The sequence below is a fragment of the Pseudomonas sp. NY15435 genome, from assembly GCF_048068295.1.
Taxonomy (GTDB): Bacteria; Pseudomonadota; Gammaproteobacteria; order Pseudomonadales; family Pseudomonadaceae; genus Pseudomonas.
The window spans coordinates 317900-332222 of the sequence record NZ_JBLUQA010000006.1; the positions used below are offsets into that span (position 1 = coordinate 317900).

The 14323-nt window shown below is 65.2% G+C and carries 11 protein-coding genes; all 11 read left to right on the forward strand.

The annotated features are described in order from the left end of the window. The first annotated feature begins 11 nt into the window (after window positions 1-11). The 11 genes from argR (at window position 12) to ACNFH5_RS16890 (ending at window position 14265) form a co-directional block, all read left to right on the forward strand. Window positions 12-995: a transcriptional regulator ArgR gene (argR, locus tag ACNFH5_RS16840; protein ID WP_416747814.1), complete on the forward strand. Its 984-nt coding sequence runs from the start codon at window positions 12-14 to the stop codon at window positions 993-995. 411 nt (window positions 996-1406) lie between these two features. Next, window positions 1407-2627, forward strand: coding sequence for an aspartate aminotransferase family protein (locus tag ACNFH5_RS16845; protein ID WP_081517971.1), 1221 nt, complete (start codon window positions 1407-1409; stop codon window positions 2625-2627). A 154-nt stretch (window positions 2628-2781) separates the two neighbouring features. Continuing rightward, a complete protein-coding gene (gene aruF / locus ACNFH5_RS16850) occupies window positions 2782-3798 on the forward strand; it encodes an arginine/ornithine succinyltransferase subunit alpha (protein ID WP_416747817.1) in 1017 nt (338 codons plus the stop codon). An 11-nt stretch (window positions 3799-3809) separates the two neighbouring features. Beyond that, the gene (gene astA, locus ACNFH5_RS16855; protein WP_416747819.1) at window positions 3810-4829 is read left to right on the forward strand and encodes an arginine N-succinyltransferase; all 1020 of its coding nucleotides are present in this window, start codon (window positions 3810-3812) and stop codon (window positions 4827-4829) included. Window positions 4830-4854: 25 nt separating this feature from the next. After that, window positions 4855-6321, forward strand: coding sequence for a succinylglutamate-semialdehyde dehydrogenase (gene astD / locus ACNFH5_RS16860; RefSeq protein ID WP_416747821.1), 1467 nt, complete (start codon window positions 4855-4857; stop codon window positions 6319-6321). Next, window positions 6321-7667 (forward strand): N-succinylarginine dihydrolase, encoded by a 1347-nt coding sequence (gene astB / locus ACNFH5_RS16865; protein ID WP_416747823.1) that lies wholly within the window; start codon window positions 6321-6323, stop codon window positions 7665-7667. Before astD ends, astB begins: the two co-directional genes overlap by 1 nt. A gap of 9 nt (window positions 7668-7676) precedes the next feature. Then, the gene (locus ACNFH5_RS16870; RefSeq protein WP_054907334.1) at window positions 7677-7958 is read left to right on the forward strand and encodes a hypothetical protein; all 282 of its coding nucleotides are present in this window, start codon (window positions 7677-7679) and stop codon (window positions 7956-7958) included. Between the two features lie 50 nt (window positions 7959-8008). Beyond that, window positions 8009-9001: a succinylglutamate desuccinylase gene (gene astE, locus ACNFH5_RS16875; protein ID WP_416747825.1), complete on the forward strand. Its 993-nt coding sequence runs from the start codon at window positions 8009-8011 to the stop codon at window positions 8999-9001. A 176-nt stretch (window positions 9002-9177) separates the two neighbouring features. Continuing rightward, complete coding sequence (gene ltaE, locus ACNFH5_RS16880) at window positions 9178-10182, forward strand: low-specificity L-threonine aldolase (RefSeq protein ID WP_416747827.1); 1005 nt, start codon at window positions 9178-9180, stop codon at window positions 10180-10182. 121 nt (window positions 10183-10303) lie between these two features. Further along, a complete protein-coding gene (gene alaS, locus ACNFH5_RS16885) occupies window positions 10304-12928 on the forward strand; it encodes an alanine--tRNA ligase (RefSeq protein ID WP_416747829.1) in 2625 nt (874 codons plus the stop codon). Window positions 12929-13029: 101 nt separating this feature from the next. Then, the gene (locus ACNFH5_RS16890; protein ID WP_416747831.1) at window positions 13030-14265 is read left to right on the forward strand and encodes an aspartate kinase; all 1236 of its coding nucleotides are present in this window, start codon (window positions 13030-13032) and stop codon (window positions 14263-14265) included. The last annotated feature ends 58 nt before the right edge of the window (window positions 14266-14323 follow it).

The window sequence follows — 14323 nt, forward strand, 5'->3', positions numbered from 1 at the left end:
GATCTAGCCGCATGACCGCACAACGCATCGGATTTCTCCTCTGGCCGCACACGCGGGCGCTGACCCTCGGTCTGGCCGAGGAGGCCCTGCGGGTCGCCCGCCGGCTGCACCCCGAAGCGCTTTATGAGCCTGTGTTCATGAGCGCCGAAACGGTAGCCGAGGCCGATGGCTGGCGCCTGCCGGGGCAGGCCTGGAACGGTGTGCTGGAGCAGTGCCAGCGCATCTTCCTGGTCGCTGACGAGATCCCGCAGACGGTTTCCACGCCGCTGGCTGCCGTACTCAAGCAGCTATCGCGCAGCGGCGTGAGCATTGGCGCGCTGTCCGCCGGCATCTATCCGCTGGCGCAACTGGGCCTGCTCGACGGCTACCGCGCCGCCGTGCACTGGCGCTGGCACGACGACTTCACCGAGCGTTATCCCAAGGTCATCGCCACCAATCACCTGTTCGAGTGGGACCGTGATCGTCTGAGCGCCTGTGGCGGCATGGCGGTGCTCGACCTGCTGCTGGCCGTACTGTCCCGTGACCACGGTGCGGAACTGGCGGGCGCGGTGTCCGAAGAACTGGTGGTGGAGCGCATCCGCGAAGGCTCCGAACGCCAGCGCATCCCGCTGAAGAACCGCCTCGGCTCCAGCCATCCGAAGCTCACCCAGGCGGTGCTGCTGATGGAGGCGAACATCGAGGAGCCGCTGACCACCGACGAGATCGCCCAGCACGTGTGCGTTTCGCGCCGCCAGCTGGAACGCATCTTCAAGCAGTACCTGACCCGCGTACCCAGCCAGTACTACCTGGAACTGCGCCTGAACCGCGCACGGCAGATGCTCATGCAGACCAGCAAGTCGATCATCCAGATCGGCCTGTCCTGTGGCTTCTCGAGCGGCCCGCACTTCTCCAGCGCCTACCGCAACTTCTTCGGCGTGACTCCTCGCGAAGACCGTAATCAGCGCCGCGGCCAGGGCGCCGCCGAAGCCGCTGCGGTGGTCGCCGAGCGCGGCTGACTTTTTTATCCCTGTAGGTCGAATAGCCTGGGGTAGGTTAGCCGCCGCTCACCGTACGGTCTCTAGCTGTGATGCGCCTTTATGTAGGAGCGAGCTTGCTCGCGAACCGCCTGACGCCGATGTGGCCGGGAAGAGCGTTCGCGAGCAAGCTCGCTCCTACATGAAAGCTGCTCCCGTCTTATTCCCGTTTCGCTTGTTCGCCGAGCGAACAAATTCCACCCTCGTTGGTACCCGCAGCAGTTCGCAGGCCTTACACTGCGCCTTCCCGACGCTTTCTGTCGCATTTCCGTAAGCCTCGGCAATTCGCGGGTTGGCGCTATAACAAGTTGTCGCATGGCGGCAATGACGGCCCGCAGTTCGTCCCTACAATCCATTCATCGATAGCCGCCTCAACCAGGCAGGAGAACACCGATGTCCGCTCCGCAAGCTCAGGTCCAACGCTCCGATTTCGACCAGGTCATGGTTCCCAACTATTCGCCGGCTGCCTTCATTCCGGTGCGTGGCGAGGGTTCCCGAGTCTGGGATCAGAGCGGCCGAGAGCTGGTGGACTTCGCTGGCGGCATCGCGGTCAGTTCCCTGGGCCATACCCACCCGGCGCTGATGCAGGCGCTGACCGAGCAGGCGGGCAAGATCTGGCACGTGTCCAACGTGTTCACCAACGAGCCGGCACTGCGCCTGGCCAAGAAGCTGATCGACGCCACCTTCGCCGAGCGCGTGTTCTTCGCCAACTCCGGCGCCGAGGCCAACGAGGCCGCGCTGAAACTGGCGCGCCGCTACGCCCATGACGTCTACGGCCCCGAGAAGTACGAGATCATCTCGATGGTCAACAGCTTCCACGGCCGTACCCTGTTCACCGTCAACGTCGGCGGCCAGGCCAAGTACTCCGATGGTTTCGGCCCGAAGGTCGAAGGCATCACCCACATTCCGTTCAACGACCTGGAAGCCCTCAAGGCAGCCATCTCCGACAAGACCTGCGCTGTGATCATCGAGCCGGTGCAGGGCGAGAGCGGCGTGCTGCCGGCCGACCAGGCCTACCTGGAAGGCGTGCGCAAGCTGTGTGACGAGAACAACGCGCTGCTGATCTTCGATGAAGTGCAGAGCGGCTTCGGTCGTATCGGTTACCTCTACGCCCACCAGTACTACGGCGTGAACCCGGACATCCTTTCCAGCGCCAAGGGCCTGGGCGGCGGCTTCCCGATCGGCGCCATGCTGACCACCGCGAAGATCGCCGAGCACCTGGTCGTCGGCACCCACGGCACCACCTACGGCGGCAACCCGCTGGCGTGCGCCGTCGCCGGCGCCGCCTTCGACGTGATCAACACCCCGGAAGTGCTCGAAGGCGTGAAAGCCAAGCACGAACGCTTCAAGGTCCGCCTGGAGAAGATCGCCGCCGAGTACGGCATCTTCACCCAGGTCCGCGGCATGGGCATGCTGATCGGCGCGGTGCTCAACGATGCCTTCAAGGGCAAGGCCAAGGACGTGCTCAATGCCGCCGAGAAGGAAGGCGTGATGGTCCTGCAGGCCGGCCCGGACGTGGTGCGCTTCGCGCCCAGCCTGGTGATCCCGGACGCGGACATCGATGAAGGCCTGGATCGCCTCGAGCGCGCCATCGCCAAGCTGACCCGCGGCTGATCCCCCGGCTACGCTGAATCGGCGGGGCCCGCGCCTCGCCGCCTGACCGGCCGGATTGTCCCGGCCGGTGCTTTCGAATGCCCTGATGAGCGCGGCACAGGCTGTGTCGTGCCCACGAATCATGAAACTTTTGTCTGGTTAGAGGAGTGACGCCATGCTGGTGATGCGCCCCGCCCAAGTGGCCGACCTGCAGCAAGTGCAGCGTCTCGCCGCGGACAGCCCGGTCGGCGTCACGTCGCTGCCGGACGACGCGGAACGTCTGCGGGAGAAGATCCTCGCCTCGGAGGCCTCGTTCGCCGCCGAAGTGAGCTTCAACGGTGAAGAGAGCTATTTCTTCGTGCTGGAAGACACCGAAACCGGTCGCCTGGTCGGCTGCTCGGCCATCGTCGCTTCGGCCGGTTTCTCCGAGCCGTTCTACAGCTTCCGCAACGAGACCTTCGTGCACGCCTCCCGCGAGCTGAAGATCCACAACAAGATCCACGTCCTCTCGCTGTGCCACGACCTTACCGGCAACAGCCTGCTGACCAGCTTCTACGTGGAGCGCGACCTGGTGAACACACCGATCGCCGAGCTCAATTCCCGTGGCCGCCTGCTGTTCATGGCCAGTCACCCGGAACGCTTCGCCGATGCGGTGGTGGTGGAGATCGTCGGCTACAGCGATGAGCAGGGCCAGTCGCCGTTCTGGAACGCTATCGGGCGCAACTTCTTCGACCTCGACTACACCGAGGCCGAGAAGCTCTCCGGGCTGAAGAGTCGCACCTTCCTCGCCGAGCTGATGCCGCACTACCCGATCTACGTGCCGCTGCTGCCGGACGACGCCCAGGAAGCCATGGGCCAGGTTCATCCGCGTGCACAGATCACCTTCGACATCCTGATGCGCGACGGTTTCGAGTCCGACAACTATGTCGATATCTTCGACGGTGGCCCGGCGCTGCACGCGCGCACTTCGGGCATCCGCTCCATCGCCCAGAGCCGGCAGGTGCCGGTGCGCATCGGCGAAGGCGGCAAGGGCAACCGCGGCTACCTGGTCACCAATGGCCAGTTGCAGGACTTCCGCGCCGTCGTCGCCGAACTCGACTGGGTGCCGGGCAAGCCCGTCACCCTGAACCAGGAAACTGCCGAAGCCCTGGGCATCGGCGAGGGCGCCAGCGTGCGCCTGGTTGCGATCTGAGGGGAGAGAGCATGATCGTCCGTCCCGTAACCAGCGCCGACTTGCCGGCTCTCTTTGACCTGGCGCGCAGCACCGGCACCGGTTTGACCACGCTGCCAGCCAACGAGCAACGCCTGCAGCATCGCGTGAACTGGGCCGAGAAGGCCTTCCGTGGCGAAGCCGAGCGCGCCGACGCCGACTACCTGTTCGTCCTCGAGAACGACGAAGGCAAGGTGGTGGGTATTTCCGCCGTGGCCGGCGCCGTCGGCCTGCGCGAGCCCTGGTACAACTACCGCGTCGGCCTGACCGTCAGCGCCTCTCAGGAGCTGGGCATCCATCGCGAGATTCCCACGCTGTTCCTGGCCAACGACCTCACCGGGCAGTCCGAGCTGTGCTCGCTGTTCCTGCATGCCGACCACCGCACCGGCCTCAACGGTCGCCTGCTGTCCAAGGCGCGCTTCCTGTTCATCGCCGAGTTCCGCGAGCTGTTCGGCGACAAGGTAATCGCCGAGATGCGCGGCGTGTCCGATCTGGCTGGCCGTTCGCCGTTCTGGGAAAGCCTGGGTCGGCACTTCTTCAAGATGGAATTCAGCCAGGCCGACTACCTGACCGGTGTGGGCAACAAGGCTTTCATCGCCGAGCTGATGCCCAAGTTCCCGCTCTACAGCTGCTTCCTCTCCGAGGATGCGCGCGAGGTGATCGGTCGCGTCCATCCCGACACCGAGCCGGCGCTGGCCATGCTCAAGGCGGAGGGTTTCAGCTACCAGGGTTACGTCGACATCTTCGATGCCGGCCCCGCCATCGAGGCGCCGACCGAGAAGATCCGCGCCATCGCCGACAGCCAGAACCTGGTGCTGGCCATCGGCACGCCGGGCGACGATGCCGAGCCCTTCCTGATCCACAACCGCAAGCGCGAGGAGTGCCGCATCACCGCCGCGCCCGCGCGCCTGGCCGCCGGTTCGCTGGTGGTCGATGCGCAGACCGCCAAGCGCCTGCGCCTGTCCGCCGGGGCTTCGGTCCGCGCGGTACCTCTCTCCGGAAAACGCAACTGACGCCGCCTGGCGTCAGGGGAGCCTGATGATGAATACCCACTACATTGCCGGCCAGTGGCTGGCGGGCGAAGGCGAGCCGCTGGAATCCCTCTGCCCGGTGAGCCAGGCGGTGGTCTGGTCCGGCCAGGCTGCCGCGCCGCGACAGGTCGCCGCTGCCGTCGCCGCCGCGCGCAGCGCCTTCCCGGCCTGGGCCCGCAGGCCGGTGGAAGAGCGCATCGCTGTGCTGGAGCGCTTCGCTGCGGCGCTGAAAGGCCGCTCCGATGAACTGGCCCGCGCCATCGGCGAGGAAACCGGCAAGCCGTTGTGGGAAGCCGCCACCGAAGTGACCAGCATGGTCAACAAGGTCGCCATCTCGGTCCAGGCCTTCCGTGAGCGCACCGGCGAGAAGAGCGGCCCGCTGGCCGACGCCACCGCCGTGCTGCGCCACAAGCCCCACGGCGTAGTTGCCGTGTTCGGCCCGTACAACTTCCCCGGCCACCTGCCCAACGGCCACATCGTGCCGGCCCTGCTGGCAGGCAATGCCGTGGTGTTCAAGCCCAGCGAACTGACCCCGAAGGTCGCCGAGCTGACCCTGCAGGCCTGGATCGAGGCGGGCATTCCCGCCGGCGTGATCAACCTGGTGCAGGGCGCCCGCGACACCGGCGTGGCGTTGGCGGGTAACGATGACATCGACGGCCTGTTCTTCACCGGCTCCAGCCGCACCGGCAACCTTCTGCACAGCCAGTTCGGCGGTCGTCCGCAAAAAATCCTGGCGCTGGAGATGGGCGGCAACAACCCGCTGATCGTCGATGAAGTGAAAGACGTCGATGCCGCCGTCTACACCATCATCCAGTCCGCGTTCATTTCCGCTGGCCAGCGTTGCACCTGCGCCCGCCGCCTGCTGGTGCCGCAGGGCGCCTGGGGTGACGCGCTGATCGAGCGCCTGGTGGCCGTGGCCTCGACCATCAAGGTCGGCCGCTTCGACGAGCAGCCGGCGCCCTTCATGGGCTCGGTAATTTCCCTGGCGGCCGCCGAACACCTGATCAAGGCCCAGGAGCAACTGTTGGCCAAAGGCGCCAAGCCGCTGCTGGCGATGACCCAGCCGCTGGCCGGTGCCGCACTGCTGACTCCGGGCATCCTCGACGTGACTGCCGTGGCCGAGCGCCCTGACGAAGAGTTCTTCGGCCCGCTGCTGCAGGTAATCCGCTACGCCGACTTCGATGCCGCCGTGCGCGAAGCCAACGCTACCCAGTACGGCCTCGCCGCCGGCCTGCTGTCGGACTCCCGCGAGCGCTACGAAGACTTCCTCATCGAAAGCCGCGCCGGCATCGTCAATTGGAACAAGCAACTGACCGGTGCCGCCAGCAGCGCGCCGTTCGGTGGCATCGGCGCCTCCGGCAACCATCGCCCGAGCGCCTACTACGCGGCTGACTACTGCGCGTACCCGGTCGCTTCGCTGGAAAGCGACAGCCTGAGCCTGCCTGCAACCCTGACTCCGGGAGTGAGCCTGTGATGACCGCCTATGAGATGAACTTTGACGGTCTGGTCGGGCCGACGCACAACTACGGCGGCCTGTCCTACGGCAACGTCGCCTCGCAGAGCAACAGCCAGGCGGCGTCCAACCCGCGCGAAGCGGCGAAGCAGGGCCTGTCGAAGATGAAGGCGCTGATGGAAATGGGCTTCAAGCAGGGCGTGTTCGCTCCGCAGGAACGCCCGGCCGTTGCCTCATTGCGCGCCTTGGGCTTCTCCGGTACCGACGCGGAAGTCATCGCCAAGGCGGCCAAGGAAGCCATGCCGCTGCTCGCCGCGGTCAGCTCGGCGTCCTGCATGTGGACGGCCAACGCCGCCACCGTCAGCCCCAGTGGCGACACCGCGGATGGCCGCGTGCACTTCACCGCCGCCAACCTGAACTGCAAGTTCCATCGTTCCATCGAGCATCCGCAGACCAGTCGCATCCTCGCGGCGATGTTCAATGACGAGCAGCGCTTCGCCCACCACGCCGCTTTGCCGGCAGTCGCCCAGTTCGGCGACGAGGGCGCGGCCAACCATACGCGCTTCTGCAAATCCTACGGCGAAGCCGGCGTGGAGTTCTTCGTGTTCGGTCGCAGCGCCTTCGATAGCCGCTTCCCGGCACCGCAGCGCTACCCGGCGCGGCAGACTCTGGAAGCCTGCCAGGCGGTGGCCCGCCTGCACGGCCTGAGCGATGACGGCGTGGTCTACGCCCAGCAGAACCCGGCAGTGATCGACCAGGGCGTGTTCCACAACGACGTCATCGCGGTTGGTAATGGCGAAGTGCTGTTCCACCACGAAGACGCCTTCCTCGATACCGAGCGCGTGCTCGCCGAGCTGCACGACAAGCTGGGCCGCCGTGGCGGTCGCTTCCGCGCCGTGTGCGTGCCGCGCGACCAGGTCACCGTCGAGGATGCGGTGAAGTCCTACCTGTTCAACAGCCAGTTGCTCACCCGCGCCGACGGCAACATGCTGCTGATCGTCCCGGAGGAATGCCGCAAGAACGAGCGCGTGTGGAACTACCTGTCGCGCCTGACCGCCGAGGACGGCCCAATCCGCGAGGTGAAGGTGTTCGACCTCAAGCAGAGCATGCAGAACGGCGGCGGCCCAGCCTGCCTGCGCCTGCGCGTGGCACTGAACGACGCCGAACTGGCGGCGGTCAACCCCGGGGTGATCATGACCCCGACCTTGCATGACACTCTGGTTACCTGGGTCGACAAACACTACCGCGATCGCCTGGCGGAAACCGACCTGGCCGACCCGCAACTGCTCGTCGAGTGCCGGACGGCGTTGGATGAATTGAGCCAGATACTTAAACTGGGCTCGGTTTATCCCTTCCAGCAGATTTGAGTGACCGACATGACCGAAAGCCTCCCGCTGATTCTCGAAGACAACAAGGGCGAGCGCCGCGAGACCCACACTGCGCGCCTGGCCATCCGCCTGGAAGGCCGCGAGCTGTGGCTGGAGGCCGACGGCAAGGGCGGCCTGGTGATCTACGCCGACTCCCATGAGGATGATGCGGAGATCCCTCTGCTGGTGGTGCGCCCGCAGGCTGTGAACCAGTTGGGCCTGAGCCTGGAGCTGGAAGCCGCCGAAGTCCACGAACATGGTCCAGACTGTGGATGTGACCATCACCACTGATCGCGGAGTCCGTGGCCGCTCCGGCCGCGGGGAATGATGGAGGCGTCCGCATGCTAGCTTTGGGCAAACTGCTCGAACTGACCCTCGCCGGCCGTGAGCCGACGGAAAAGATTCAGCTCACCTCGGACGGCACCCGTCTGCACTGGCTGGCCGAAGGCGCTCTCGAAATCACCCCGCCGGTGGCGCGGGACAATGGCCACGACCTGCTGCTCTCGGCCGGCATTCACGGCAACGAGACAGCTCCCATCGAACTGCTCGACCGCCTGGTGCACCGCATTGCCCGTGGTGAACTGAAGCCGGCGGCGCGAGTGCTGTTCCTGCTCGGCAACCCCGAGGCCATGCGCCGTGGCGAGCGCTACCTGGAACAGGACATCAACCGCCTGTTCTGCGGTCGCCATGAAGAGGGCAGCGGCAACGAGGCCCTGCGGGCGGCCGAGCTCGAGCGCCTGGCCGCCGCGTTCTTCGCCCGCGAAGGCCGCCCGCGCCTGCACTACGACCTGCACACCGCTATCCGCGGCTCGAAGATCGAGCAGTTCGCGCTCTATCCCTGGGCCAGCGGCCGCGAACATTCCCGCGAAGAGCTGGCGCGCCTGCGTAGTGCCGGCATCGACGCCGTGCTGCTGCAGAGCAAGCCGGGCATCACCTTCAGCGCCTACACCTACAGCCACCTGGGCGCCGAGGCCTTTACCCTGGAGCTGGGCAAGGCGCGGCCATTCGGGCAGAACCAGTCGGTGAACCTGGATCGCCTGGAAACCATGCTCGAAGGCGTAATCAGCGGCCAGGAGGCAGACGGTGCGCAGCTCGATGGTCTGCAGCTGTTCGCAGTCTCCCGCGAAGTGATCAAGCACAGCGACCACTTCCGCCTGCACCTGGATGATGCGGTGGACAACTTCACCGAACTGGACCACGGCTTCCTGCTTGCCGAAGACATCGGCGGCACCCGCTGGATCGTGGAGGAGCAGGGCGCACGGATCATCTTCCCCAACCCGCGGGTGAAGAATGGCTTGCGCGCTGGCATCCTCGTGGTGCCCACCGAACTCTGAACTTTTGTAGGAGCGAGCTTGCTCGCGAATCGCCCGACGCTGAAGTCGCCGGAAAGATGCATTCGCGAGCAAGGGCTGGGCGCCCCCCCTCGATCCTACAGTCTTCCCACCCTTGTTCCTCCTCTGGCGAGCGCTTAGCATCGGCCCTTTCCGCCTGATGCCCGAGGAGCCTTGCCATGTCCATCATCGACCTTCGTAGCGACACCGTGACCCTGCCCACCGCCGGTATGCGCGAGGCGATGGCGCGGGCCGAGCTGGGCGATGACGTGTACGGCGAAGACCCGACGGTGAACCGCCTGGAAGCCACCCTCGCCGAGCGCCTGGGCTTCGCCGCCGCATTGTTCGTGCCCACCGGCACCATGAGCAATCTGCTCGGCCTGATGGCCCACTGCGGCCGGGGCGACGAGTACATCGTCGGTCAGCAGGCGCACACTTATAAATATGAAGGCGGTGGCGCCGCCGTGCTCGGCTCGATCCAGCCGCAGCCCATCGATGGTGAACCCGATGGCTCGCTGGACCTGGCCAAGGTCGAGGCGGCGATCAAGCAGGACGACTTCCACTTCGCCCGCACCCGTCTGCTGGCGCTGGAAAACACCATGCAGGGCAAGGTCCTGCCCCTGAGTTATCTCGCCGCTGCCCGTGAGATGACCCGGCGCCGTGGCCTGGCGCTGCATCTGGACGGCGCGCGCCTGTACAACGCGGCGGTCAAGCTGGGCGTGGACGCCCGCGAGATCACCCGCCACTTCGACTCCGTCTCGGTGTGCCTGTCCAAGGGCCTTGGTGCGCCGGTAGGTTCTGTGCTCTGCGGCGATGCCGAACTGATCGGCCGCGCTCGCCGTCTGCGCAAGATGGTCGGCGGCGGCATGCGCCAGGCCGGCGGGCTGGCTGCGGCGGCGCTGTATGCGCTGGATCACCAGGTCGAGCGCCTGGCCGAAGACCACGCCAATGCCGAATCGCTGGGCCGCAGCCTCTCTGAGCTGGGCTACAGCATCGAGCCGGTACAGACCAACATGGTCTACGTCGGCATCGGTGAGCAGGCCGGCGCGCTGGGGGCGCATCTGGCCGAACGCGGTATCCGCGTCAGCCCGGCGGCGCGCCTGCGCCTGGTCACCCACCTCGATGTGAAAAGCGCCGATATCCCACGTATTGTCGAAGCTTTTGCCGCCTTTCGTCGTTCCTGACAGAAATTATTGCGCGATAGGGGTTAACTATCGCGCAAAGACACTACAACCTTGATGCGGGGCCGATATAATGCGGCCCTTTGCCGGCGATTCGTGGCCGCATTTTTCCGTGGAAGAACCTATGAAAAGCGCTGAAATCCGTGAAGCCTTCCTCCGCTTCTTCGAAGAGAAGGGGCACACCCGCGTAGCGTCCAGTTCGCTGATTCCCGCGAACGACCCGACCCTGCTGTTCACCAACGCAGGCATGAACCAGTTCAAGGACTGCTTCCTGGGCCTGGAAAAGCGCGCCTACACCCGCGCCACCACCAGCCAGAAGTGCGTGCGTGCCGGCGGCAAGCACAACGACCTGGAAAACGTCGGTTACACCGCGCGCCACCACACCTTCTTCGAGATGCTGGGCAACTTCAGCTTCGGCGACTATTTCAAGCGCGATGCCATCACCTACGCCTGGGAATTCCTGACCTCGGACAAATGGCTGAACCTGCCCAAGGACAAGCTGTGGGTCACCGTCTACGCCACCGATGACGAGGCCTACGACATCTGGACCCAGGAAGTCGGCATCCCGGCCGAGCGCATGGTTCGCATCGGCGACAACAAGGGCGCTCCCTACGCGTCGGACAACTTCTGGGCGATGGGTGACACCGGTCCGTGCGGCCCGTGCACCGAGATATTCTTCGACCACGGCGCCGACATCTGGGGCGGCCCGCCTGGCTCCCCGGAAGAAGACGGCGACCGCTACATCGAGATCTGGAACAACGTCTTCATGCAGTTCAACCGCACCGCGGACGGCGTCATGCACGCGCTGCCGGCGCCGAGCGTGGACACCGGCATGGGCCTGGAGCGCATCAGCGCCGTGTTGCAGCACGTTCACTCGAACTACGAGATCGACCTGTTCCAGAGCCTGCTCAAGGCTTCGGCCGATGCCATCGGCTGCGCCAACGACGACGCACCGTCGCTGAAAGTGGTCGCCGACCATATCCGTTCCTGCGGCTTCCTGATCGCCGACGGCGTCCTGCCGTCCAACGAAGGCCGTGGCTATGTGCTGCGCCGCATCATCCGTCGCGCCTGCCGCCACGGTAACAAGCTGGGCGCCAAGGGCACTTTCTTCCACAAGATCGTTGCCGCGCTGGTCGGCGAGATGGGCGAAGCCTTCCCCGAGCTCAAGCAGCAGCAGGCGCACATCGAGCGCGTGCTGAAGACCGAGGAAGAGCAGTTCGCCAAGACCCTCGAGCAGGGCCTGAAGATCCTCGAGCAGGACCTGTCCGAGCTCAAGGGCAGCGTCATCCCCGGCAACGTGGTGTTCAAGCTCTACGACACCTATGGCTTCCCGGTGGACCTGACCAACGACATCGCCCGCGAGCGCAGCCTGACTCTTGATGAGGAAGGCTTCGAGCGCGAGATGGAAGCCCAGCGTGAGCGTGCCCGCTCCGCCAGTGCCTTCGGCATGGACTACAACAGCCTGGTAAAAGTGGATGGCGATACCCGCTTCCTCGGCTACCAGGGCGTTTCCGGCGCTGGCCAGATCATCGCCCTGTTCAAGGACGGCAAGGCCGTCGAGCAACTGAGCGAAGGCGAGGAGGGCGTAGTCGTCCTCGACCAGACCCCGTTCTACGCCGAGTCCGGTGGCCAGATCGGTGACAGCGGTTACCTGCAAGGTGCCGGCGTGCGCTTCGATGTGCGCGACACCACCAAGGCTGGCGGCGCGCACCTGCACCACGGTGTGGTTGCCCAGGGCAGCCTGAGCGTGGGCGCAGCGGTGAAGGCCGAGGTCGACGCTTCCGTGCGCCAGGCCACCGCGCTGAACCACTCCGCGACCCACCTGCTGCACGCCGCGCTGCGCCAGGTGCTGGGCGATCACGTCCAGCAGAAGGGCTCGCTGGTCGATAGCCAGCGCCTGCGCTTTGACTTCAGCCACTTCGAGGCGATCAAGCCCGAGCAGTTGAAGCAGCTGGAAGACATCGTCAACCGCGAAATTCGCAAGAATTCCGAGGTCGAGACCGAAGAGACCGACATCGAGTCCGCCAAGAACAAGGGCGCCATGGCGCTGTTCGGCGAGAAGTACGGTGACCAGGTTCGCGTGCTGAGCATGGGCGGCAGCTTCTCCGTCGAGCTGTGCGGCGGTACCCACGTGTCCCGCACCGGCGACATTGGCCTGTTCAAGATCACCAGCGAAGGCGGTGTGGCTTCCGGCGTGCGCCGTATCGAAGCGGTTACCGGCGGCGCTGCGCTGGCCTACCTCAATGGCGCCGAAGAGCAGCTCAAGGAAGCAGCGGGCCTGGTCAAGGGCAGCCGTGACAACCTGCTGGACAAGCTCTCCGGTCTGATCGAGCGCAACCGTCAGCTGGAAAAAGAGCTGGAACAGCTCAAGGCCAAGGCCGCCAGCGCGGCCGGTGACGACCTGGCGGGATCCGCCGTGGAAGTCGGCGGTGTGAAGGTGCTGTCCTCGCGTCTCGACGGCCTGGACGGCAAGGCGCTGCTGGCGCTGGTCGACCAGTTGAAGAACAAGCTGGGCAGCGGCGTGATCCTGCTGGGCGGTGTGTTCGAAGAGAAGGTCGTGCTGGTGGCCGGCGTGACCCAGGACCTGACCGCCAAGCTGAAAGCTGGCGATCTGATGAAGCAGGCCGCGGCTGCGGTGGGCGGGAAGGGCGGTGGTCGCCCGGACATGGCCCAGGGCGGTGGTGTCGATGCCGGCAAGCTGGACGAAGCTCTGGCGCTGGCAGTCAAGTTTGTTCAACAGGGCCTCTAAAGGCCCTGAAATACGGGGCCCGCAGCGCGTCCGGCGGGCCTTGGCAGCATGCGGTGATGCATGTTTAATGGGCGCCCTTCAGGAATCAGGCGGCTTTTGAAATGGCTTTGATCGTACAGAAGTTTGGAGGGACCTCCGTCGGCACCGTCGAGAGAATCGAGCAGGTAGCCGAGAAGGTGAAGAAATTCCGTGAAGCGGGTGACGACATCGTCGTGGTGGTTTCCGCCATGAGCGGTGAAACCAACCGCCTGATTGGTCTGGCGAAACAGATCATGGACCAGCCGATTCCGCGCGAGCTGGACGTGATGGTCTCCACCGGCGAACAGGTGACCATTGCCCTGTTGAGCATGGCGCTGATGAAGCGCGGCGTGCCGGCGGTTTCCTACACCGGTAATCAGGTCCGTATCCTGACCGACAGTTCCCACACCAAGGCGCGTATCCTGAGCATCGACGATGCGAACATTCGCGCAGATCTGAAAGCTGGCCGCGTAGTCGTTGTCGCTGGCTTCCAGGGTGTGGACGAGCAGGGCAACATCACTACCCTCGGTCGTGGCGGTTCCGACACCACCGGCGTGGCCCTGGCGGCGGCACTGAAGGCCGACGAGTGCCAGATCTACACCGATGTCGACGGCGTCTACACCACCGATCCGCGTGTCGTGCCGCAGGCGCGCCGCCTGGACAAGATCACCTTCGAAGAGATGCTGGAAATGGCCAGCCTCGGCTCCAAGGTGCTGCAGATCCGCTCGGTGGAATTCGCCGGCAAGTACAACGTCCCGCTGCGCGTGCTGCACAGCTTCCAGGAGGGTCCGGGCACCCTCATTACCCTTGATGAAGAGGAATCCATGGAACAGCCGATCATCTCCGGCATCGCCTTCAACCGCGACGAAGCCAAGCTGACCATCCGTGGCGTACCGGATACCCCCGGCGTTGCTTTCAAGATTCTCGGCCCGATCAGTGCCGCCAATGTCGAAGTCGATATGATCGTGCAGAACGTCGCGCACGATAACACCACCGACTTCACCTTCACCGTGCACCGCAACGACTACCAGGCCGCCCTGGAAATCCTCAAGCAGACCGCCATCACCATTGGTGCGCGCGAAGCCACCGGCGACACCAACATCGCCAAGGTTTCCATCGTCGGCGTCGGCATGCGCTCCCACGCCGGTGTTGCCAGCCGCATGTTCGAAGCCCTGGCCAAGGAAACCATCAACATCCAGATGATCTCCACCTCCGAGATCAAGGTGTCCGTGGTCATCGAAGAGAAGTACCTCGAGTTGGCGGTCCGTGCCCTGCACACCGCTTTTGAACTCGACGCCCCGGCCCGACAGGGCGAGTAAGGCGGGATATACAGAAAGGCGCGGCTACCCCGCGCCTTTTGTCGTTTTTGACTGTCTG